Below are 25399 nucleotides of genomic sequence, written 5' to 3'. Positions count from 1 at the left end.
ATTATTAAGTAATAACTAGATTATCTTACTATATCCTAAAATGGTTTCCTTTTCTTTTATTACATTTATAAGCTCTTCTTCTACTACTAAGCTCTGCTGATGAAGTCTACTGTTAATATCAATTACATCCCATTTAGTTTCTGCAACCCTAGTTAACGTCCCTTGAAACTTTTTGTTCTCCATCATATTCTCGAACATACCTTCCAACCAATAGTTGACGTATTTCAAAAGATTATTGGTCTTTATATTCTCTGAGAACTCTATACTGATATTATTAAGATATTTGTAATATTTTTTCAAACAACATTGTATCTTATATAAGTAACTAAGTGTTTCATCCATATCTACTTTTGATTTATCATCCAGTAATCCACCATTTCTAATCTGTACTACATCTAATCTATCCGCTTTTTCAAGTATTTTTTCTGTTTTTTTCAGGGTAAATCTTAGATTTTCTCCTGCTACATATGCTTTTTTGATTTTATTATTTTTTTCTTCTAGTTCCTTTATTTTTTTATTTGCATTTATTAATAAACTTGACCTTTTATTATCTTGAGATATTATGAGCTTTTCTTTTTTATTTACTACCTCTAGATATTCTTTAGCTATTTCCTCATATTTATCAAGTTCTTTTCTGATTGATTTTATTTTGACATTAATATCTTCTATAGCTTTTAGATACTCATCATACTTTAATCTAGCAACTACAGCCTCTTTTTCTTCTTTCTCTAATTTTCGTTCTTTACTAAAAGATACTGTATGAACAAAATTTTTGAAAGTGAAACCGTTCAATCTTTTGACATCGTTTATTTCCATCTCTAATATTATTTTCTGCCTATCACATTTATTAATTAAATTATGTCGTTCATCAAGAATAGAATTATAATGTTCATTTAACTTCTGTTGTTCTATAACTTTATTTTCTAAATCTTTTATTTTCTTTTGTAGAGACTCCATATTTTCCCCCGCCTATTAATAGTTACTAAACAATTATATCATATAACAATTAATCCTTCTATTGTAATTTTCTAAAAAAATCTACAATTCCATTCACTTTATCCTTATATTTATTCTTTGCTTTATTTATTGAAGGAATATAATCTGACATATCATCAAGTAAATCTACATTTCTTATTAATTCTGCCTGGTCATTTATTACCGCTTTTGAACTTACACACATAGTAAGTTGTCTATTATTGATACTCAGTATCTTATTAATCACATTGATAGGAGTATTGAAGTCCTTGTTTACAGTTATAGTAACCTTCTTTTTTATTATAGAATTTGTTACCTCAGTATTTACATTAATTTTATCATCTTTCAATATTAGCTGTTTTTTCATTTGATTTGTTACGTAAGTCTTAACATTATCCCTTAGGATATTGCCTGATGTGAACCTCCAATACAAACCTCTATTCAATCTACTATCATTTGATAATACTTTTCCTGTGTCAAAATCTATTTTGCCCACATAAGCCAATTCATAACGATCAGCCGTTTCATTAACTATTGCTTTCATGCACGTTACATCATGAAGATAGATACCTATGTATATTAAACATAACACAGCAAAAAAAACTATAGGAAAGACTAAAGCTGCTTCCACAGTTAAACTTCCATCTATTTTATTATTCATACTTATATATCACCTGATTCCAAAAAAGATAATTTATTGATTATAAAATAATTATTATTAAAAAAGCACATAGCATAAAAGGGACCATAGGCAGCTTGGTTTTTCTATTCACCTTACCAAATGCCATCAACCCCAACCCTATCAATCCACTTAACACTAATGAATATAACAAAACTGCTAATGCCATTTTATATCCTAGTATAAGACCAATAGTTCCAATAACAAGAGCATCTCCTATACCTATAGCTCCCTTTGTCAGGACTGAAATTAGTGCTATAATTCCACCTATCCCCACAAATCCTATAAGAGAATGAGTCCATATGACATTAGGATTAAAAAATACTAATATCACTCCTATTATGAATGTGATTATTACAACATTCATAGGTATCTGTTTATCTTTGCAATCCCTTATTGTAGTGATTATCAGAAACCAAGTAGTCAATTCCATAGCAATAAAATAATTGGTCAGTTGGTATTGATAGTATAATAAATACGTTACGGTAGTTACTCCTATTACAACCACTAGTCCTTTGATTCTATTTTTATTATTACTTGAAAAAATATTTTTGAGATTAGTATCAAAAGAATAACTATAAGTTAGTATTCCTAGCGCTAAACCTATTAGAATAATTACAATACTCATTTTGAATCAATCCTTTGCTTTTTCTTTTTACAATTTTCACATATTCTTCTCCCCATATCTTTAGCTTGTTTTAATGTCAACTCCATTATATTATCAGAATGTATCTGGGAACATAAGGGATTAACATGATAAACTTTACCTTCCGGGGTGTGATATACAATCTTAATATGATTTTTATCCATACTCTTAGCACATGTTTCACATAATTTTGAACTATGCGTATCGGAGTCATAGGTTTCAGGCATGGTTATATTGTTGAGGCAAGTGATATAAGTGTGATATACTTCACTATTTTCTACACAATACACAATGATATCATCTTCACTAGCTTCGTCTGCCTCACTATTATCATCTTCTAAGCAAGAATTGAATCCATCACTGTTACCTGTCCATCCCCTCACCTTGACTCTCTGTGTCATAGATATGTCTTTTATTCCTGGAAAAGGTATAGAAATGTCCAGCTTATATTTAACAATTAAATCTATATCCTCATCATCTAACATAAACCTTGAAAATCTGAAATTCATTCCATCCCTACCGTTGACTATATACCACTTTTTATATTGCTCATCACTTATATAATCATTAAATATATTCTTAGCCATCTTAGTACCAACAAAATTATTGGTGACAGCTAAACCATCATGTATGCATCTGCTGATTAATGTTCCTTTGATACCATGTAATGTTTTATCTACCGAATTTATAATATCATTAAGGTTTTTATAAGCTTCACTAGCATTCCCTATTACTTCCTCTTTGATCTTAGATATTGTACTTACACAATCATTTATATACTCATTCATATTACCGCTGCCATACATATCCTTGAATGTAGAATCCTTATTTATATCACTAATACCTATATAAGAATTCCCTCCCTCAATAATATTAAATAGATTTTCTAAGTTTTCATTGAAAGTATCTATATTTTCATTAGTATCATTTAGATTTTCGCTAGATGTTTTATATATTTCTTGCTGTGCATCTAATATCTCTGATTTATCCATTATATAAGAATAAGCAGCTAATTCATTTGCTGTTTCTGATAAGCCATGTTGAATGCTTTCATGTATATACATAATTTTAATTATATAAACAATAGACAATATTGCCATTAGAAAAATAGGTAACACTATGGCTGCTTCAACTGTCAATGAACCTTTTAGTTTTTTCATGTTATACATGCCTCTTTTCATAATTAGTAAACCATGGATGTATTAATCTCAAAACTATAACCTTTATCAGCTAAGCCCTTTGCTTCGTCTGGCATAAAAGGCAAATCAAAGAACAAGAAATTGACTGTTACTTCTGCAGTAACATCCAACCCAGCTGCATAATCCTTAAGATTGAATTCACTCTCATTCCTGCTTTTTTGCAAGTTGAATTGGATTAAATCTAGTACTCTATATAATTTAACATCATCATCTACTCCTATTAATAACATTAAACGAAGATAATCATTGTAAGAGAATGATGGCATCAGTGAAGTTATCTTAGAGCCTTTTCCTTTAGTTTTCAAGCTATTATCTATATCCACATTCACCTTTTGTACTGTAGACTTTCTTACTTTATCAGCAATACTGTTAATATGTTTTTTAGTGATATCTTTATATTTACAAGATGTTTTTTCAACTACTTCGTTGATTTCTGATTCAAATCTATTAGATATCTGTCCTATTCCTCCTAGAACTTCGTTAATAATCTTTTGTTTAGCTTGTTCTATCTTTTCCTTGAACTTTTCAAGTATCTCTTTTTTAATTGAAATAACCTGAGAATATGATGCATCAACTATTCGGTCAACATATTCATTATATATGGTATCAATTATTTCTTTTATTAAATCATTGCAACCAATATTACCATAATCATCAGGTAGCGGACGATTATCTATTCCTTCCCTAAGATTATTGAATGAATCATTTATAATGGTATCAATAGTATTATCAACTTCATCAATGGTGTAGTTAAGTGACCTCTCAGCTTCATCCAGCACTTGTGATAATTTATCTTCTGCATACTCTGAAACACTACCTTCTAATCTTTTAGTTATAAAAGATATATTGCTCTGTACAGTCTTTGAAGCTGCATCTATCACTTGCAAAGATTTATCTGTAACATAATCAGTTGCTTCATCAATAATACCATTTGCAATTCCTTGTAAACTGGTATACCAGTCACCACTGGTTTTAATAAATGCAACTTTTCGACCTTGTAACAAATACCTTACATCAACACATGATTCAGCATAACTCCAAGCTGCCATGATAAGCGCTGCAACGATATATGTACCCAATCCAAAAGTCCACCATCCTGCTATGGAAGTAGCAATACTCATGACTAAGGTCCTCTTGCTAGAGTTAGTGAGTATATGTATATAATTCATGACGAATCTTATACCTAAAATAGTATTGGATACATGTTTCAGGTTAATATTTTCGTCTAAACTCCCTCCAAGAATATATTCTACTTCATTATTAAGATAATGGTCATTTTTAGAATAATTACTTAAAGTTAATGGAAGAGCATCAGGTAAGTTATCCGTAGCTGATTTAAAATTCCCTAATATATATTCACCTATATATATTTCATCTCTAAGGTTATAAGTGATATCTTTTAATTTATCAGCTATGTTTCCAAAAACATCTAGTGACTTGTTAGTAAAATTATCATTTTCCTCATTCTCAAAGTCTGCATCTTCTTCATTAATTAAGTTAATATACTCATTATTGGAACTAAGAACAGAAGGTATGTTATCCTTATCTATCTCATCACTGACATTTTGGTCTTCCTCGTTGAACTTAATATTTTTGGTAGCATCTGTTACTTCATTTCTAGGATCTTTCTTATCTTTCTCTTCATCTGATAATGATTTCATATTCCCATAATTGAAAACCATGTTTTTTGTTGAATAATGATTATGTAAACCATTCTCTAATTGGTATAATAAACTGCTAAATTTCTCTGTATAATTATTATCATCATAGGTATTCATATAGCTATTCTGATTGGATAATAGGTTACTTGTTGTTTTTATTTCATCCATAAAAGCATATAATATATCTTTTTCTTCTGTGCCGAATTCTCCATATAACATATGATTAAATAGATCGTTTTTCATGTTATTCAAATCGTTTACATGGAGTACATTATTTGATAATACCCTAACATTATTTTGCAGTTCATCTTTAATTGCTAATAGATTATTTACTAGAGTATATGTTTTATCCTCACCTTCTTCTATTGCTAATTTACCTTTTAAATCTTTTAGTTCATTTTCTATTGCATTAGAGGTCTGTTCAATTATATCTTCTTTATCATTGTTAATATTATTTTCAAGTTCATCAATGGATTCTTTTATTCTATTACCTTCTACTTGTATTTTCTCAATTACTTCAATGGCAGATATGTTGCTCTCTAGATATGCTGGTAGATTAGAAAGATTGGCAATGCCTCTTTCTATGTTATCCTTGTAGACCATTACAGTATCTAACTGATTAATAAATGAATCATGAAGTTCGTTGCTTCTTTCAATGCATTCAGATATATGATCGAGTTCATCTTGATCTCCTAAATCAGTATCAGATAGCTCATTTATTTCTTGTCTTATATAATATAGTTGTTTATATGTATTTATCATTGTAGTCTTACAACTGTTGAAATCATAAATATCATCTCTTAGATTATTGATATCACCATAAATATCAAATATGGTTCCTCGTAATCTGCTTCTTATATACTCATCAGGTATATCTTTGAAACACCTGTCCCTAGTTATACCTTTATCTTGAATTATTCCTTTTACATAGAAGTCTTCATAACTTATTTTACCTTTTTTACTTATGTCTAGACCATCTATCAATCTTTCAAGCTCCCTGTATTCATCATCTATTTTGGAAACTTTATGAGTTATCTCCATTTTCTTTTTTACGTAATCAGTGGTTTTTGAGGCTTTTGTTATAAGGTTGAGTTTTTCGAGAATAGGTTCAATGACTAATAATGGAGCTCGATATTTCATATACTCCAGAATTTCTAATCTGATATAATCAGTATCAGGTTTAACTATAGTATCTGTAGGCATGACACTAGTTACCTTAAGCTTGTAGTCATATAAATTAAAGTTCCTCTGGCTATCATCAGAATATAATCTTTTATATATACGGTTCATTTCTGGTAGATCTTCATTAGGTTCAAGAGAGGCATTAGCATATTCTTCAATCTTATTGATATAGTCTTGTTTCTCTAACATGAACATCCCATATTCATCAGATATTTGTGAATCATAGCTGGCTAGAATTGAATTGGTAGCGTTTCTAAGAGCTCTTAGGGATTGTAACCTCGCTACCCTGATTCTAGTAGAATCGATAACGGTACAAGTGAATACAATTATTATTAGTAATATACAGCTCAAGAACACTGTTACTGCTCCATCTGTTTTTTTGTTCATCCAAATTCACCCCATTTAAACATAAAAAATAAGCCTTTGCAAGCTTATCTATAATTAACAATTTATATTCAAAGTAAAAATAGCATTACAAACTAATTAATATCCCCCCTAATATGCAGAAAACATAATTTCATAATTAATAAATTATATTTTAACAAAATATATTTTCAGCACACCTAGAATTATTATAAATTAATTTTAAGTATTTGTCTACAATATTTTATATTTTTTGTAATAATATAAAATAAATAGGCGATTTATGTTGAATGCTAATATTTTTATTTTGGTTACAATTATATCAAAATGAATATTATTCATTTAACTTTCCCACTACAAACACCCATATAATCATTTAAAAAATATTCCATAAGCATTGGCGGATATATCCTTAAATAAATCAGTTTTTATTGGGTAAAAGGTAAACACAAAAAATGGTATAATCAATAATATTACCATAGAAATATATACTCTTTCATATTGGGAATGATTAACTTCGGATATCAATACTCTATAGCTTATAATCTGAGCTACAATGAAACCTGCTATACCTGCAATTATATCAACTACATAGAATGGTAAATTGACACCTGATAAAGCATAGAATATTAAAAGTGAAGTAATAATTACAGCTAACAATCCTATCATCTTACCATACCAGAAGTTCTTGCAGTATCTAGATATAAAAAATGCTTCTACAACATATAATGCAAAAAGAGAAAAAAATGCTATTTTCACATGCTCCCATATGCTTTCATTAACAGCTGAGAATAAGGTTAAACTCATTATCCCAGTATTCTTATAAGATATATGAAGAATGTACCACAATATAACTACACCGATCAGACCTACAAACTCCCAAAGAAATACCTTCTTACTCATAATAACACCTCATTTTAGTAATCATATTTTCTTTTATTATTTGTATTTATAATAAATACATACATAGTAAAAAAATATTTATTTATAAATTTTTCCTGATCCATTAATTTTTATAAAGTATTTTCCTATTCTATTGACTTTTTATTATATTGGATTTACAATCAGACTTGAACGTTTAGTTGCACTATTCATTTTTATGCCAAATAAAAAGGACGTATATTATGATTTTTAATAAGTCTAAAAAACAAGGTATCACTGATTATAACATTAAAGTTAATATATATAACGGTATCGCATTCTCTATATCCATTAACCTGGTCAAACCGTATTTCGCAAAATTTGCTGAAAGACTAGGGGGTAATGATTATCATTTTGCATTACTCAATTCTTTACCTGCATTATTAAGTGTTTTTGCTTTTCTACCTGGTGCTCTTATGATAGAATCAGCCAAAAGCAAAACAAAGATTACTAGTAAATTCTTATTAGCACAGAAACTGATATACTTGTTAATAGTTACTGTCCCTTTTCTAGGCAGTGTTAACAAGCCTTTTTTATTTGTTTTATTAATAGGTCTAATGAATTTCCCAGGTTCAATTGCAATCATGGGTTATCAATCTTCAATGGGAGATATTTTCATCCCTCGTAATAGAGGTAGAGCTATGAGTCTAAGAAATAGGTACTCAGATTTTTCTAGGCTGATTATATCTTTTATATCAGGTCAAGCTCTTACACTAATACCTAAGACACCACAACAAACCATTATTCTTTATCAGATTTTCTTCTTTATTGCCTTTGTATTTGGTATTATTGAATTCATCATGTTACTTAGATTCAAGAACAGACAGGATAAGGAAGAAGTGGTAAAAGAAAAATATTTTGCCTTATTCCTTGAGACAGTTAAGGATATACCTAAGCAAAAGAAATTGATTACGTTCATCATATGCTCACTTATGTTTCACTTCGGTTGGCAAATGGGCTGGCCCCTATTCAGTATATACTCCATTAAGATTCTACACGCTAATGAATCTTGGTTAAGTATAATGACAATCGTAAATGGTGGTTGTTCAATTATCGCATCTACTAGATGGGCAAAATTTGCTGATAAAAAAGGTAATAGTCTTGCACTAGCTTTAGCAACCATGGGAATGGCAGTTACCCCTTTACTGTATGTTTTATCAAAAAGTCTTTTGCAATTGGTAATATTTAATATTTTAGTTGGAATAGCAACAGCTGGAACCATACTTATATTATTTAACCTTTTACTGGAGGTAACACCAGATAAGAATAGAACTATATACATAGCTATTTATAGTATATTAATAAACATATCAGCTACCATCGCACCACTTTTTTCAGTATGGCTGAAAGATATGACTTCAATATATTTCACTTTGATACTTGTAGCAATACTAAGACTTATAGGAAGTATAGCTTTCTTCATTAGGAATTTAAAGCTTAATAAATGCAGTACATAAGAAGGTATGTTGTTATTACATTAGAAGTTTGACTACAGATTTTAAAGATAGACTAGTTTTAGCTAGCCTATCTTCTTTGACATTGACATTAAATTTGGATCAATTTGTAATTAATTAATACTATTTACAAAAAGTGACTTTGTTGTTTAGATTCAACAGTTCTTTATAAATCTTATTGGCTTCTTTATATTTTCTTTTATTTTCTAGATATTCAATAAGACCTAATTTTATGTCTATTGCCACATCTATCTTATCCTTCTCATAATATGCTAATATCTCTTTTGTTCTTTTGTAAAAAATATCTTCGTTGAAATGGTAGATCTTTAATTGTAAAAACTCTAATAAGGGATAGTAGCTAGAGTCTTTATATTCTTCCCTAAGGTATTTATCAAATATCCTATCCACTTCATCCATTTTCTTCAGATAATAGCATATTTCTGCATAGTTGTAAGCAGGCAATAAAGGGTTTGTTTGGATATCCATTGCTTTTTTACAATATTCCATACTTTTATCGTATTCATTTGTATTGAAATATAGATAAGATAGATTAGTGTAAACATGCCAATAGATTTTTTTGATATCAAAATAATTTGCTCCATTTAATGCAGACAATAAATATTTTTCCGCTTTTGTGTAGTTCTTTAGATAACAATGACATATTCCAAGATAATTATGACACCACATTGCATTTTTATAGTATCCATTTTTCTCGTAGCTGGCTAATGCTTTCTCAAGATGATAAATACCTTCTATGGTACGATTGTTAAAGCAATAGTTACATCCAAGCAAGTAATTAGCCCATGGGGTTTCTTTTATGTTTATAGCCTCTTCAATCTTATTAATACCTTCCATGTGACTATTGAATTTATAAATTACTTTACCTGATACCATTAGAAATATATATTTTAACTTTTTAGGTAATGTAGAATATATTTTATCTATATTTTTAATGTCATGTTCAAGAGTATTATAATCCTCTTTTAGTACAAAGACTTTGTAAAGCAATTGATATATTTTATACTCTATATTGTATGGTGATAATTTTATAACCTCTTCAATCTCTTGAATTTCACTGTATATATTAGTGGCTTCTTCATAATTTAGTATCTCTATCATAAGCATCATTGTATAGAACTTCTGCCTTAGCTTTCCTATACTTTCTATTTCAGTTATTTCATCAATACCTAATTTTTTCAATAACTCTTCTATAATATCTCCTCTTAGAGTTTTCTTACCGTTTTCAAAATAACTAAGATGGCTTTTTGAGCATATACCATATGCTAGAGCCTCTTGGGAATATTCGTTTTGTAGTCTGTTATACTTGATCCAGCCTGATAGGAAATCATATTCTACTTCTTTGTTAAATACTTTTACATAACCTTTCAATATTATCCCTCACTTTAAATGTATGTTATATAGTTTTGTTCACATATTATGGTCAAATTATAACTAATATTATAACTTAATGCAAGTATTATTATAGTATTATTCAACTTGTTTTGGTTGTTATTTGTATAGTCAGCTTTTATAATTTATATATGTTGGTTGAGAGTTTAATATTAATTAGATTCTTCGCTAAACAGTCGTTAAGATAGTATAGGGGAATAAAATAATGTTTGGAGTGATAATTTATGAAATATAAGAATAATGTTCTTTTGGTTAGTGGTAATATAGTATCTAAGATGGGTAGTACTTTACATAACATTGCTTTGAAAAGTTGGTTGATCTCTATAAGTCATAACGCTGCTTTGTTAGGGTGGATAAGTGCTTTGACTACTATTCCTATGTTGTTATTTAATTTTGTATCAGGGTATTTGGCAGATACTAAGAATAAAAAACGAATAATTGTTGTTACGGATTTTGTTAGTGGGATTGTATGTTTATTGTTTGCTTTATTGGTTAATATTAATAAGATATATGTACCTCTTATATTGGTGGTTAATATTACGTTGGCGATTTGTCATTCTCTGTTTTCTCCATCATTAAGAGCGTTGGTTCCTGCTATTATATCCAAGGAGACAATAAAAAAGACCAATGCTGTTTTATCCAATCTTACTGAGTTGGTGAAGATTGTATCTCCTGCTTTAACTGCTTATTTATTAACTATTGATTCAATATCTATAAAAACTCTATTCGTAATTAATGGTGTCAGTTTTTTACTTTCGTCAATTAGTGAGATGTTTATAGATTACCGTTATAAAAATGGTAATTCAAAATCATCAGTAAAAGATTTATTTTATAATATCAAGGATGGTTTTTATTATCTTAAATCACATACTGTTTTATTTAAACTAATTATTTTTGCTATGATAACCAATTTGTTTTTATCTGGATATAATGTTCTACTACCTTATTATGGTGAAGTTATTTTGAGAGATTCCAAGATCTATGGCATTGCACTAAGTTTTGAAGCTGCTGGTGCTATTATTGCATCATTTTTTATTTATCTCTCCAAGAAAAAAGAGGTTGATTTGAATGATATTGTCAAGGCGACTATTCCTCAAGGATTATCCTTGATTATTGGGGCATACCCACATTCCTATGCTCTATTTATATCAGTCTTTTTATTTGGTTATTTTCTTTCAAGATTCAATGTGTTGTTCTTTACTTATATACAATCTAATTGTGATGAGAGTTATTTGGGAAGGGTATTTTCGGTTATATTTACAATGGCTGGTGTTTTAATGCCTCTAGGAGATATTATATTTGGATATGTTTCTTCTATACTTGCTAATTATACTTTTGTTGTTATTGGTGGTGGTATCCTAATTGCGACTTTATTCATATTCAATAAGAAACCAAAGGTAAATCAAACGTATAATCCTTGATTTACTTGGATTAAATTAAAGAAAGAAAGCGAAATTAGTAAATTAATTTTATTTTCTATAGTTCAATGATATTTTTATTAGATATAATAAAAAGCTATCAATTTATAAGGTAATTTAGCAGTTTACCTTTCTAAATTGATAGCTATATTATTTTTATTTTAATTTATTGTTTTCATATATTGTCCACTGAAACTTAAGCCCTTCATGTTCTTTCATTTCGCTTTTCCAAGTTATGTTCCAGTTATCAAGTTCATCCAAGTTATTGATGTACTTATCAGCAGGTAGCTTACCATATATCTTAGTAACATAGGCTTTCTCACAATTATCTAAGAATAAATTGTAAATTTCTGCACCACCAATAATAAATACTTCATCAGATTCGTACCTTGTGATATAATCTAAAACTTCATCTTTACTGTGACAGACTACAGTATCTTCACAAGTAAAATCTTTATCTCTAGTTAAAATTATATTTTTTCTTCCTTTTAAAGGTTTTCCTTTTGGTAAGGACTCTAGAGTTTTTCTTCCCATGACAACAACTTTGTTCATTGTCTTTTCTTTGAAATAAGGTAAATCTCCTGGTAAATAGGTAAGTAATCCACCGTTATAACCTACTGCCCAATTATTATCCACAGCAACTATTAAGTTCATCCACAAATCACCCTTTTAGTTTATATGTTATCCACATATAATTAATCTTTGTTAACATCTTACACAGCTACAGGTATTCCTTTGATCTGATCACCTTTTTGATAATTCTCTAGTACAAAGTCATTTACTGTAAAATCGTAAAAATCCTTTATCTCTGGATTAACAATAAGTTTTGGAGCATCATAACTTTTACGAGATATAAGCTCTTCAACTAGTGGTATATGTCTATCGTAAATATGAGCATCAGCAATAACATGTACCAACTCTCCCACCTCTAGTCCTGATACTCTCGCAAACATATGGACTAAAGCAGCATACTGGACTACATTCCAATTGTTAGCAACTAATACATCATTGGAACGCTGATTAAGTATAGCGTTTAGTTTATTACCAGTCACATTAAAAGTAACACTATATGCACATGGATATAAATTCATCTCATGTAAGTCCTGATGATTATAAATATTAGTCATAATTCGTCTACTGCTTGGATTATGTTTGAGGTCATATAATACACGATCTACTTGATCGAATTCGCCTTCATTATATTTGTGTTTTATTCCTAATTGATAGCCATAAGCTTTTCCTATTGAACCTGTTTCATCAGCCCAGCTATCCCATATCTTACTCTTTAAATCTTTTATGTTATTTGATTTTTTCTGCCATATCCATAGAATTTCATCAATTGCTGATTTTAGGTATGTAGGTCTTAACGTGAGAATTGGGAATTCTTCAGCTAAATTATAGCGGTTGACAACACCAAACTTCTTGATTGTATGTGCTGGTGTTCCGTCCTGCCATCTAGGTCGTACTTCTTGTCCTTCTGAACTATAACCATTGTCAATAATGTCTCTACACATATCAATAAATATCTTATCTGCTCTACTCATAACTCACATTCCTTTCTCTATGGTAATAACTTAATTTAACCTTGTATAATATTACAGTATAAATGAAAACTTGTCTATAAAAACTTATATTAAGTCGTGTAATTTTTTTTGATTTATATTGTAAGTAAGTCAGAAATATTGTTTTGTTCTGACTTGGTTATTGCAAAATAGTATATGTATATGTTACGCCAGCTACTTGCTCGTCCTGAGCAAAAAGCTGGGTTCGGCGTCCTGCCTCACTACTCCACATATACATATACTATTTTGCTTTGAGTAATCTTCAATGTAATCACAAAACACTTTTTCTTCTATTTACCATAACTATTGGCTATTACCATCGTCACATTTTTTTTACTGGCTCAAGAGTGGTAAATATAGAAATAACCATATATAATGATAATAACGATTTTTACGGCTTGTTGCCATACCTTAAAAACAGATAGAAGCAACAAACGTAACGAGAGTATTATCACTATATATGGTTTCAATATACAACCGTTGTCTCTTTAATTTAATACCTATATAATTATATATATAGATTAAGCCTCTAATTTTTCACTTTCAGCATACTTCTTAATATCAGAAAGTCCCATGTATATATTAAAATTCTCATCATCAATAACAATAAGTGTTGGTGCTGTTCTTATTTTATATTTTGTTGCTAGTTCAGCATGTTCTTCAGCATCAATTATTTTAACACTCTTGTTTTCAAGATATTGTTTTGCTATATGACAGTTAGGACATGTCTTTGTAGTGAATAATAATTTTTCAGCAGTATTTGCAACTTCTGATGTTGCTGCAATTTCTTCTTCTGCTTTGAAACTTGTATGTATTGATTTTATGGTTGATTTAGCAGGTTCGTATTCTTTTCTATGTTTGAATTCTTGAGCCTTACCATCATTCCAATGTTGTACTGGTCTGTAATATCCAGTAATTCTGCTGTATACTTCAGTAGAAGCTCCACAATGAGGACATGTGTATTCTTCACCTGGTATATAACCATGAGTCTTACATACAGAATATGTAGGTGAAATTGTATAGTATGGTAATGTATAATTGTCCGCTATTGTTTTAACTAGATTAGCAGCAGCCTTCCAATCTGGAAGTTTTTCTCCAAGGAATGCATGGAATACTGTTCCTGATGTATATTTGTTTTGGAATTCATCCTGCATGTCAAGCGCATCAAATACATCTGTTGTATAGTTAACAGGTAAATGTGTACTATTAGTATAATAAGGTGTTTCTCCTTCTTTTCCTGCTGATAATATATCACCATATTGTTTTTTATCATGTTTTGCTAATCTATAACTAGTAGATTCTGCTGGTGTAGCTTCTAAGTTATAGAGATCTCCATATTCCTCTTGATAATCGGAGAGTCTATTTCTCATATGATCAAGAACGTCTAGAGCAAATTTTCTAGCACCTTCTTCAGTTATATCTGATTTGATCCATTTAGCATTTAATGTAGCTTCATTCATACCAACTAACCCAATAGTTGAGAAATGGCTATTGAAGTTACCCAAATATTTTTTAGTATATGGATATAATCCTTCTTGTAATAATTTAGTTATTACTTGTCTTTTTATCTTAAGTGAACGTGCAGATATATCCATCATTTTATCTAGTCTTTGATAAAATTCTTGTTCATTGTTAGCTAGATACGCTATTCTTGGCATGTTAATAGTAACAACACCAACTGAACCAGTGCTTTCACCAGAACCAAAGTAACCACCTTGTTTCTTTCTAAGCTCTCTTAGGTCAAGACGTAATCTACAACACATACTTCTTATATCACTAGGTTCCATATCGCTGTTAACATAATTACTGAAATATGGAGTTCCGTATTTTGCAGTCATTTCAAATAATAATTTATTGTTTTCTGTTTCATCCCAATTAAAATCTTTTGTTATTGAATATGTTGGAATTGGATATTGGAAACCTCTACCGTTTGCGTCTCCTTCAATCATGATTTCAATGAATGCCTTATTAATCATATCCATTTCTTTTTGGCAGTCACCATATGTAAAATCTTGTTCTTTACCTGACACTATAGCAGGTAATCCTCCAAGGTCGTTTGGAACCATCCAATCTAGTGTAATATTAGAGAATGGAGATTGTGTTCCCCATCTGCTAGGTGTATTGACACCAAATACGAATGATTGAATACATTGTTTTGTTTCTTTATATGTAAGATTATCAATTTTGACAAAAGGTGCTAAATATGTATCAAAAGAAGAGAATGCCTGTGCTCCTGCCCATTCATTTTGCATTATTCCAAGGAAATTAACCATTTGATTACAAAGAGTAGATAAATGGCTCGCTGGTGATGATGTAATCTTTCCTGGAACACCACCAAGACCTTCTTCTATCAATTGTTTCAATGACCATCCTGCACAATATCCTGTTAACATTGAAAGGTCATGAATATGTATATCACCACTTCTATGAGCTTTTGCTACATCTTCATCATATATTTCTGATAACCAGTAGTTAGCAGTTATAGCTCCTGAATTATGTAAAATAAGTCCTCCCACTGAATATGTGACTGTAGAGTTTTCTTTAACTCTCCAATCTTCTTCCTTTACATAACTATTGACTATCTCTTTATAGTCAAGTATTGTGGATTTCATATTTCTTATTTTTTCTCTTTGTTTTCTATATAGAATATATGCTTTTGCTACATCTGTGTAACCTGTCTGCTCTAAAACTTTTTCTACACTATCCTGTACATCTTCAACAGTGATCTTGCCATCCTTAATCTTATCTTGAAAATCAGATGTAACTCTTAGCACTAAAATATCTAGTATCTCTTCCGTGTAATTCTTATCTGTCGCAATAAATGCTTTTGTGATTGCTTCCTTAATCTTAACAAAATCAAATTTGCTTATTTTTCCATCTCTTTTAACAACGTCAAACATTGATAGTCTCCTCTCTCAACCGAATTAATAATAATATACCATATATACCCAGACTAGTCAATATAAAAAACACTATATAATGTATCCCCAACACACAAACACACTATATGTGGTATATGTGGAATAGGCTATTAATACTAGTATATATGTTGTTTTATGTTTTATTTTTAGGTATTAGATATTATATTCGAAGTCCCTTTTGCCAATTAAAACCACCAATATTGTGAATTTAATTATATATTGTCACAATATTTGGTGGTCATTTTTATATGCTATGATCCTAAATTAGTACTTTAGTCTTTATTTTATTTAGTTCCCCGTAAGTCTTGTCATCTACATATGCTTCTATATAAGTTCCTTCATTTCTATACTCTTCTTTGATTATCTGTCCATTTATACGAATCTGATTTAGTAGATTACCATTGTCATAAGAAATAACTTCTTTAATTAATATTTTGTCTTGTTGAATCTTTTTCTCTATTATATCCAACAACTCTTCTAATCCTGTTCCTTCTTTGACTGAAACCATTAAAGTCTTGTATGCATTATAATCCTCAAGATGTTTGTTGCTTCCTTCTTTGTCAATCTTATTAAAAACAGTTATGACTGTTTTACCTGTTGCACCTAATTCTTCTAGAGTTTCATATACAACCCTTATATGGCTATTGGCTTGTTCATTAGCACTATCTACTACATGGATTAAAATATCTGCTACAACAGCTTCTTCAAGTGTAGAATGGAAAGCTTTTATAAGATGATGAGGTAATTTTCTAATGAATCCAACTGTATCAGTTAATAAAACTTCTGTACCATTTGGCAATATCAATTGTCTAGTAGTTGGATCCAGTGTTGCAAATAATTTATCCTCTTCAAGAACTTCTGCATCAGTTAATTTATTAAGCAATGTTGATTTTCCAGCGTTGGTATAACCAACTATAGCTATTTTTACCTTACCTTGTTTTTTTCTTCTTTCTCTAATAAGGTCTCTGTGGTTCTTAACATCCAATAACTCTTTCTTAAGTTGTGATATCCTATTTCTGATATGTCTTCTATCAGTCTCCAGTTTCTTTTCACCAGGTCCTCTTGTACCAATACCACCACCAAGTCTGGATAAAGATGTTCCTATACCAGCTAATCTTGATAATCTATATTGAAGTTGTGCTAGTTCAACTTGAATTATCCCTTCTCTAGTATGAGCTCTTTTTGCAAAGATATCTAGAATCAACATTGTCCTATCCATAATCTTACATTCCAATACATCTTCCAGATTCTTAAGCTGAGCTGGTGATAATTCATCGTCACATATTATTCCTGTTGCATCTAGTTCATATATCAACTCTTTTATTTCAGCTATTTTACCTTTTCCCAAGTAAGTTCCCGGATGAACACTTTCTCTATTTTGTATAACTTTCTCTAAAGTTATAGCTCCTGCTGTATTAGCTAATTCTTCTAATTCATCAAGGGATTCTTCACAATAAGATTCATTCTCCCTAGTAGCTACACAGACAAGTATAACTCTATCAACATAATCTCTTTCTATTTCAAAGTGTTTTTCTGGCATATAAATTCCTCCTATAGAAACTAAGGGGAGGTTTTAACTCTACCTTTTTAGTTTCTCTTCAATAAATTTAATTTCATTTTTTGCATCTACCTGATTTTCGTTGATTTCTAATACTTTATTGAACATTTTAAGCGCCTCCTCATATTTTTCTTGGTATTCTAAAGATAATCCTTTCTTAAAATAACTATTGTATATGTCAGGATTTATCTTTATAGCTTGGTCATAATACTCAATTGATTTCTCGTATTTTTCTTGTTTTTGATATAAATCACCAATCTCTATTGTTATATCATAATTATTTGGAACAGCTTCTAGATACTTTTCAAAAGCTGCTATTGCTTCTTCGTCCTGTTCTAGATATTCATGTAGGTATCCCTTTTGAGCTAAAGCATCGTTGTTTCCATAATCAGCAGCCATTGAATAGTTGATCAATGCTTGCCCATAGTCCTTTTTCTTAAAATATTCATTACCCCTGCCGATATATGCATCAGCATAGTTTTTCCATTTGTCTATAATAAAATCATAGATTTCTATTGCCTTATCAGTTTCACCTTTTTCACTATATATAAGTGCCTTTGTGTTATAGACCTGAGGTATTATTGGATTAAGTTCTATAGCTGTATTTGCATCAGCAAGTGCTTTATCATATTCTTTTGTGATAAAGAAAACAAATGCTCTATTGGCATATGCATAAGCATATGATTGGTCTATTGTTAATGCTTTGTTATAACTTTCCAAAGCCTCTTCATATTTACCCCAATCCTTGTACAAAATACCTTTTGCATTATATATTGTTTTGTCATTCTTATTTATTTTAAGGGCTTTATCAAATGACTCAATACCTTTTTCATATTCACCTAATAATCCATATGCTGTACCTCTAGTAGTATAAGTTATTCCTAATGACTCTTTTTCTTGAAAATAATTTCTTAGGCTAATTGCTTTATCCAGGTCTTCTATAGCTTTTTGAACTTCTCCTAGAGCAAGCTTCATATATCCCCTATTACTATAGGCTACTGCATCTTTACTATTCAAGCTTATTGCTTTATCCACATCCTTCAATGCTTCATCATAACTGCCAAGTTCAAAATATATCATACCTCGGTTAGCATATGAAGTAGAAAAATCTGGATATTCTTCTATTGCCTGATTATATTTTTCAAGTGCTTCTTGATATTTTCCTTGTGAAAAAAGCTCGAAACCTTCTTCATTAATCTTAATTACTTCTTTACCAGAACCACATCCTACAATAAATATGGTTACTATAATCAATATACTTAACAATCTTTTCATTGGTATTACTCCATTCCAGTAATCATGTAATTTCTTTTATAGGAATTACTCCTCTTAATAGTATCATTTCATATTATACCATATTAAATGTAAAATATTAACCTTTGATTTATTTCATTGAAATTTTTATTATTCCAGCTATTTATTAAATCATAAAATCTTTATAATATCAAGGTTTACAAGACATATATACATTCTATGTAAAAGATATAACTTTTGGCACATGCGAAATTATATGTATTCTATATAATCTAGATTGTAATTATTCTTTTTAATACCATTATTATTTCTAAGGAGGATTGTATGACTGTAAATTCTATTAAACAAGAAAATGTACTTCTTGAATACAAACCGATATCAGATATGGATCTGCCATTCTTATATAAGGTATATCGTTCCACTCGTATTCAAGAAATGCAAATCACTAATTGGAGTAATGATGAAATAGAACGTTTCCTACAAATGCAATTCTATCTACAACATATTCAGTATATGGGAAATTATGATTGTCCTTCTTTTACTATCATAGTACATAACGAAATACCTATAGGTCGCTTATATATCAATAGATTTGATGATGAAATCCGTATTATTGATATTGCTATACTGCCAGAATACAGAAATAAGGGTATTGGAAGTAAAATTATAAAATCCATTATAGGTGAATCAGAAATCAAAAAAATACCCATAAGCCTTCATGTGGAATATAACAATACTGCTATAGACTTTTATAGACGTTTTGATTTTACACTTGAAAATAATTTGGGTGTTTACATTTTAATGAAACGATTTCCTAAAAAAACAGGAAAGGAGGTATATTGATGGTAGATCTAAGTACATTAAGTAAGATAGATTTTGATACTCACATAAATACCACATTCAATCTATCTAAAGAAGATACTCTTGTTGATTTGGAATTAATTGAAACTAGAGATTGTTCCACAAGTAAAATCGAATCATTCAGTTTATTATTCAAGGGTCCTGTAGATACTCTATACCCACAAGACACCTATTCACTTGACCACGAAAAAATGGGTGAGCTTAATATTCTTATAGTTCCAGTTGATAAAAATGAAAAAGGTATCTATTATGAAGCAATCTTCACTCGTTTTAAAAAATAACAAGGAGGTATATTATGGCTGATCCTTTTCTTGGAGAAATAAAAATCTTTAGTTTTAATTTTGTTCCAAAAGGCTGGGCATATTGTAACGGACAGTTATTACCTGTCACTCAACATTATACTCTATATAGTTTATTAGGATTAAACTATGGAGGAGATGGGTTTACAACCTTCGGACTTCCTGATCTAAGAAGTCGGATACCTGTAGATGCTGGCTCTACTTATAAACTTGGTGCAAAATTTGGTGTAGAATCAGTAGTACTTCACCCATCCCAAATACCCAAACATAGTCATTTATTATATGCTATTGATAAAAAGGGCGATAATTATGCCCCCACTAATAGAGCTTTATGTAAACCAACGCATTCAAATACTCCACAAAAAATATATGATGATTATGTGAATACTACACCTATTAATTCATCCACCATTTCATCTATTGGTGGTAAAGGACATAACAACCTACAACCTAGTCTTGTTTTAAATTTTTGTATTGCACTTCAAGGCGATTATCCACCAAGAAGTTAACTATATACCTATTTCTAACACGGAAAGGAGTAAAGAAATGTCTAATACTTATATTGGCGAGATAAGAATGTTTGCAGGTAATTATGCACCAAAAAACTGGGCAGTATGTAGTGGACAAGAATTACCTATAAATCAATTTCCAAAGCTTTTCAAATTGATTGGCTATACATATGGTGGTACACCTAGTATTTCTTTTTGCTTACCCAACCTAAGAGGAAAGGTACCTATTCATCATGGGAAAGGAAAAGGATTAAGTAATTATACACTTGGTCAACATTGTGGAAGTGAATATGTTACCCTTGAACTAGATGAATTACCAAAACATAGTCATCCTTTTAAGGTTTCTAATATGAAGAAAAATCTATCAGAAAATCCTGAAAATAAAATAGTTTCTAATACGGATTTTAATCTGTATAGTGATAAAGCTACTAATCTAGTAGAACTGTGGGAAGACTCAATTACACCATCTGGGGAATCCAGCATATTTTCACATTATAATATGCAACCATATTTATGTATCACATTTATCATATGTATATCTATATAAAGTGAAACAAAAAAATATAAACAAAGGAGGTTAATATATGGCTGACCCTTTTATTGGCGAAATAAAGATCTTTCCTTATACCTATGCACCACGAGGCTGGGCTCTTTGTAACGGCAATATGTTAGAAAGAAATCAATCACCTGTTTTATTTTCTATCATAGAAACAATTTATGGTGGAGATGGAGTTAGATATTTTCAATTACCAGACTTTAGGGGTAGAGCTCCTATGAATAGAGGTCAAACCGAAACAAAAACCTACACAATAGGTTATTCTAGTGGAACTGATTCAATTGTACTTGATGAATTTCAGACGCCAAGACATTCACACAGATTATTAGCTACAACAGATATAGCTGATAAAAAAACAATGGATAATCCAAGTATGTTAGCTAAAACTGAACTTAAAAGAGGTAGCGGAATTGATGTTTATGCTAATGTTCCTGAAAATCCAACTAAAATTCAGATGCATTCTAACTCTTTAAGTGCTGTTGGAGAATACGCAGCCCATGAAAATCGCCAACCTTCACTCACATTCAATTTTTGTATTGCACTAAAAGGTCTGTATCCTAGTAGAGAATAAAATAAAATGGGGCTGTATTATCCGACAGTCCCATTTTAGTATAATAGGTAATTGTATAATTTCTATTAATTTTCAATTACTCTCATATCATTATCTACATTATCAGTAACGATATATACCCATCCATCAATTGGTGGTCTAATTGAATTAGATGGATTTGTGTTGACATTATAGTATATTATATCATCTTGTTTCTGTATTTCCCATGCCCATCCATCACCTTCATAATATGCCCATATAATTAAGTAGTCACCCTTTATATATGATTCTCTGTTTTGTTCTTCCACATTGAATCCATGTAAATCACATTTTATCCCATCAAATGTATAAGTTCCATTTATACCTGTTATGTCACATTCCGTAACCATTAGGTTTGGTTGAGAATTAATTTTTGGAACAGTACTTATTGCAGCTGTACCTTGATTAGATGCTTCATCTATAATAATAACGGATAGAGTTAACAAACCATCACTTAAGCTACTTACATCTATTCCCGTTATCTGTTCTACATTTGCAGTGATATTTCCATCACCTGATACACCATTTCCTCCACCATCACTTGTGATAGTATAATTGAATGTACCTCCTATTTCACCTCCAGTTATCTTAAAAGATAATGGGGTATTGTGATAAGAATCTATCGTAGACTGATCTATTGAAACACTATAACCACTAGGTTCTATAGTATCCTTACTAACGTAAGCTATTACGTCTTCACCTTGATTTCCTACAGTATCAGTTATATACACAGTTAAAGTTAAGTTATCATCATTTAGTGAAGATACATCAATTCCTGATATAGTCTCATTTAGTGATATCATATTACCACTACCTGTCACTGCTGGTGTATCTACATCTGTATCATCTATTGAATAATTATAGATTGTTCCTACTTCTGCTTTACTAATTGTAAAAGACATTATAGTCTGATTACTATTATTTATATAGTCCTCATTAATATTAATTTCATAATTACTTGGTTTCATTGTATCTTTTTTTATTGTTTTTGTTACATTGATACCTTCATTTCCTGCTTCATCTGTTAAGGTCACTGTTAACGTCAATATTCCATCATTTAATCCACTTACATCTATTCCTGTTATCTGCTGTGAATCTAATGTGATGGTACCACTACCTATAACATTTTCTCCACCCCCATTACTGGAAATGATGTAATTATAAATTGTTCCCAATTCTGCTGTATCAAATGTAAAATCCATTTCCTTTTGATTAGCATTTATATTATTTTGATTAATATTTATATCATATCCATTAGGTATCATAATATCTTTTTTTACTGTTTTTATTATATTACTACCTTGATTGCCTGAAGAATCCACTAGATATACGGTTAAAATCAATAGTCCATCATCAAGAGATGAAACATCAATACCCGATATTGTCTGATTCAATACTGTTATTGGTCCTGAGCCTGTTATTGAAGGTGTACTGTCATTTTTATCATCTATAGAACAATAATAAATATCATTTATCTCTGCTCCAGCAAATGTAAAAGATAGTTGGTTCTGGTTGTCATTATTAATGTAACTCTGATTAATATTTACATCATATCCACAAGGTGGATTTACATTTTTCCTGACTGTCGCAGTTACTTTATTTCCAGGATTTCCTGCTATATCTGTTAAATAGACCTCTAAAGTTAATGTTCCATCATTTAATCCACTTACATCTATTCCTGTTATCTGATCTAAAGCTGTTTCTATAGTTCCACTACCTTTAATATCAGCTCCTGAATCATCAAAAATAGTGTAATTATATAATGCTCCTATTTCTGCCCCACTAAAAGTAAAAGACAGTGCAGTCATATTATTTGGAATTATCTCTGATTGATCTATCATAACACTATATCCTGTGGGTGGATTCTGGTCTGGTGTATAATGAGGTACATCATGTATTTCTTCTGTATCGCTTTCATCAGTTGCTTCTTTTTGTTCTACTTTTACACCTTTTGATTTTATTGATATCTTATTTATTTTTCCTTTACCTGTCACTTCTGTAGGGGCATAAAAAATCATTTCTTCAATAACTGAACTTCTCTGTATATCAATCTTAGTCCCTTTTGATTTATTATTTACTTCAATTTTCTTTATCTTGGTACTTTTACTAATCTTTATATCAACTTGAGACTCTACTATAATGTGTTCAATTTTACCTTTCAGTTCAATATTATTTAGCTCTTTATTCTCTCCCTTATCTATTATTGTAATTAACTTGAAATCTCCTTGTAGTTTCCCTCCATTCAATAGTATTGTTTTCCCTATTTCACTATCTATAGAAACAATTCTTATTTTTCCATCTTGTTTGAATACAATTAGTTCATGTAAGCTGCAGTTTTTTACTGTTATAGAATTTTCTCCTCCTCCATTCACTATTGTTTTTCCTTTTACTGTTACATTTTCAAGAGTTATATCTCCTTGTTTTATACCAGCTGCTAGAATTAAGTTTCCATTTATTATTGTATTCTTAAGTATTACACCTTCTGTATTTATTGTTAAGTTACCTTCAATAACTTTTTCTTCTTTTTCTAGACCATATATTCCACTAATGTTTATAAGTTCTCCAACTATCCTATCTAACATGGTCACTACTTCTGCTCTCGTCATCTTTTCTTCTAGTTGTTCTGTTGCTTCTTGTTGTTGTATCGTTGATAGTACTGCATGAACTTCTTGTCTTGTTATTTCTTCATTTGGCTTTAGTTCTTCTTTCTTATACCAATCCATATATTTATTAGCCTTAGCTATCATTGTTTCCTTGTAATACCAATCTTCATCTTTTATATCTCTGTAGTTTTTATCAGCTTTTTCATAATAACCATATATCCTGTTAATAATTGATATGAATTCTGCTTTGGTTATATTATTATCAGGTTTGAAAGTTCCATCTAGATACCCTGTCATCAGACCCTTCTGTTTCCATTTTGTTATAGTTTCTTCTGCCCAATGCCCTGTTATGTCATCTTCTTCTACTGTAGCTATAACATAATTTGGTATCATAGTAAATATCATCAAAACTATTATCATTCCTGATAAATATTTCATTACTACACTACTTTTAAAGAATTTCCTCATAACATACTCCTTTTTCCATGAATTTTAGGTAGTTCCCCTTCTACTGAAATACAATATGTTAAATCTTTTGGTGTGAATGCAGTTAAATCAGGTAACTTAAATTGTAAACTGCCATCTTTTCCGAATTTCATACCAATCAACATATAAAGCTTAGGATACTTATTAATATGCAAAGACCTGCCATCACATTTTATCCAATCTTCTGGTATATCATCATAGGGGAAGAGCTTGATTTCTCCCAACATCTGAATCATATATTTTACCTCCTTCTACTAATAAACATATTTACTTATTATAATTATATAAATCAT

The 25399-nt window shown here is 30.1% G+C and carries 21 protein-coding genes; 7 read left to right on the top strand and 14 right to left on the bottom strand.

Features of this window, described 5'->3' with window-relative positions:
• Positions 1-15: 15 nt before the first annotated feature.
• The 6 genes from HYG85_RS16145 to HYG85_RS16120 form a co-directional block, all read right to left on the bottom strand.
• Positions 16-957 carry a hypothetical protein gene (locus HYG85_RS16145; protein WP_212690510.1) on the bottom strand — a complete coding sequence of 314 codons (942 nt, stop codon included), beginning with the start codon at positions 955-957 and terminating at the stop codon, positions 16-18.
• A 58-nt stretch (positions 958-1015) separates the two neighbouring features.
• On the bottom strand, positions 1016-1636 hold the full coding sequence (locus tag HYG85_RS16140; protein ID WP_212690509.1) for a TadE/TadG family type IV pilus assembly protein: 621 nt from the start codon (positions 1634-1636) through the stop codon (positions 1016-1018).
• Between the two features lie 40 nt (positions 1637-1676).
• Complete coding sequence (locus HYG85_RS16135; RefSeq protein ID WP_212690508.1) at positions 1677-2282, bottom strand: prepilin peptidase; 606 nt, start codon at positions 2280-2282, stop codon at positions 1677-1679.
• Positions 2279-3460 (bottom strand): TadE/TadG family type IV pilus assembly protein, encoded by a 1182-nt coding sequence (locus HYG85_RS16130; RefSeq protein WP_212690507.1) that lies wholly within the window; start codon positions 3458-3460, stop codon positions 2279-2281. The genes HYG85_RS16135 and HYG85_RS16130 overlap by 4 nt, the downstream gene beginning before the upstream one ends.
• A gap of 23 nt (positions 3461-3483) precedes the next feature.
• Positions 3484-6729 carry a DUF5702 domain-containing protein gene (locus HYG85_RS16125; protein WP_212690506.1) on the bottom strand — a complete coding sequence of 1082 codons (3246 nt, stop codon included), beginning with the start codon at positions 6727-6729 and terminating at the stop codon, positions 3484-3486.
• 348 nt (positions 6730-7077) lie between these two features.
• Positions 7078-7608 (bottom strand): DUF6512 family protein, encoded by a 531-nt coding sequence (locus HYG85_RS16120; RefSeq protein WP_212690505.1) that lies wholly within the window; start codon positions 7606-7608, stop codon positions 7078-7080.
• A 221-nt stretch (positions 7609-7829) separates the two neighbouring features.
• Between HYG85_RS16120 and HYG85_RS16115 the strand changes: the two genes are divergently transcribed.
• Entirely contained in the window at positions 7830-9083 is a 1254-nt protein-coding gene (locus HYG85_RS16115) for an MFS transporter (protein ID WP_212690504.1), read from the top strand.
• 120 nt (positions 9084-9203) lie between these two features.
• Here HYG85_RS16115 and HYG85_RS16110 read toward each other — a convergent pair whose 3' ends face one another.
• A complete protein-coding gene (locus HYG85_RS16110) occupies positions 9204-10469 on the bottom strand; it encodes a tetratricopeptide repeat protein (RefSeq protein WP_212690503.1) in 1266 nt (421 codons plus the stop codon).
• A gap of 245 nt (positions 10470-10714) precedes the next feature.
• Here HYG85_RS16110 and HYG85_RS16105 point away from each other — a divergent pair, with 245 nt between their 5' ends.
• A complete protein-coding gene (locus HYG85_RS16105) occupies positions 10715-11911 on the top strand; it encodes an MFS transporter (protein ID WP_212690502.1) in 1197 nt (398 codons plus the stop codon).
• Positions 11912-12064: 153 nt separating this feature from the next.
• On the opposite strand, the gene HYG85_RS16100 is transcribed toward HYG85_RS16105, so the two are convergent.
• From HYG85_RS16100 to HYG85_RS16080, 5 genes are all read right to left on the bottom strand, one after another.
• Positions 12065-12562: a dihydrofolate reductase gene (locus HYG85_RS16100; protein WP_212690501.1), complete on the bottom strand. Its 498-nt coding sequence runs from the start codon at positions 12560-12562 to the stop codon at positions 12065-12067.
• 59 nt (positions 12563-12621) lie between these two features.
• Positions 12622-13452 carry a thymidylate synthase gene (gene thyA / locus HYG85_RS16095; RefSeq protein ID WP_113673924.1) on the bottom strand — a complete coding sequence of 277 codons (831 nt, stop codon included), beginning with the start codon at positions 13450-13452 and terminating at the stop codon, positions 12622-12624.
• Between the two features lie 539 nt (positions 13453-13991).
• On the bottom strand, positions 13992-16370 hold the full coding sequence (locus HYG85_RS16090; RefSeq protein ID WP_212690500.1) for a ribonucleoside triphosphate reductase: 2379 nt from the start codon (positions 16368-16370) through the stop codon (positions 13992-13994).
• 280 nt (positions 16371-16650) lie between these two features.
• Entirely contained in the window at positions 16651-17931 is a 1281-nt protein-coding gene (hflX, locus tag HYG85_RS16085) for a GTPase HflX (RefSeq protein WP_212690499.1), read from the bottom strand.
• Positions 17932-17970: 39 nt separating this feature from the next.
• Complete coding sequence (locus HYG85_RS16080; RefSeq protein WP_212690498.1) at positions 17971-19224, bottom strand: tetratricopeptide repeat protein; 1254 nt, start codon at positions 19222-19224, stop codon at positions 17971-17973.
• 303 nt (positions 19225-19527) lie between these two features.
• Here HYG85_RS16080 and HYG85_RS16075 point away from each other — a divergent pair, with 303 nt between their 5' ends.
• Genes HYG85_RS16075 through HYG85_RS16055 form a run of 5 tightly spaced genes read left to right on the top strand, consistent with a single transcriptional unit; the run spans position 19528 to position 21999 of the window.
• Positions 19528-20046, top strand: a complete 519-nt coding sequence (locus tag HYG85_RS16075; RefSeq protein ID WP_212690497.1) for a GNAT family N-acetyltransferase — start codon at positions 19528-19530, stop codon at positions 20044-20046.
• Positions 20046-20345, top strand: coding sequence for a DUF6916 family protein (locus HYG85_RS16070; protein ID WP_212690496.1), 300 nt, complete (start codon positions 20046-20048; stop codon positions 20343-20345). The genes HYG85_RS16075 and HYG85_RS16070 overlap by 1 nt, the downstream gene beginning before the upstream one ends.
• 14 nt (positions 20346-20359) lie before the next feature.
• Positions 20360-20872, top strand: a complete 513-nt coding sequence (locus tag HYG85_RS16065) for a phage tail protein (protein WP_212690495.1) — start codon at positions 20360-20362, stop codon at positions 20870-20872.
• 37 nt (positions 20873-20909) lie between these two features.
• Positions 20910-21419 carry a phage tail protein gene (locus tag HYG85_RS16060; protein ID WP_212690494.1) on the top strand — a complete coding sequence of 170 codons (510 nt, stop codon included), beginning with the start codon at positions 20910-20912 and terminating at the stop codon, positions 21417-21419.
• A 37-nt stretch (positions 21420-21456) separates the two neighbouring features.
• Positions 21457-21999 (top strand): phage tail protein, encoded by a 543-nt coding sequence (locus tag HYG85_RS16055; RefSeq protein ID WP_212690493.1) that lies wholly within the window; start codon positions 21457-21459, stop codon positions 21997-21999.
• A gap of 65 nt (positions 22000-22064) precedes the next feature.
• On the opposite strand, the gene HYG85_RS16050 is transcribed toward HYG85_RS16055, so the two are convergent.
• Complete coding sequence (locus HYG85_RS16050) at positions 22065-25088, bottom strand: S-layer homology domain-containing protein (protein WP_212690492.1); 3024 nt, start codon at positions 25086-25088, stop codon at positions 22065-22067.
• Positions 25085-25342, bottom strand: coding sequence for a phage tail protein (locus HYG85_RS16045; protein WP_212690491.1), 258 nt, complete (start codon positions 25340-25342; stop codon positions 25085-25087). Before HYG85_RS16045 ends, HYG85_RS16050 begins: the two co-directional genes overlap by 4 nt.
• Positions 25343-25399 lie beyond the last annotated feature (57 nt).

The organism is Vallitalea guaymasensis, assembly GCF_018141425.1.
Classification (GTDB): domain Bacteria; phylum Bacillota; class Clostridia; order Lachnospirales; family Vallitaleaceae; genus Vallitalea; species Vallitalea guaymasensis.
Note: the sequence above shows the minus strand (reverse complement) of the source record. Positions and strands in the feature narration are given on the sequence as shown.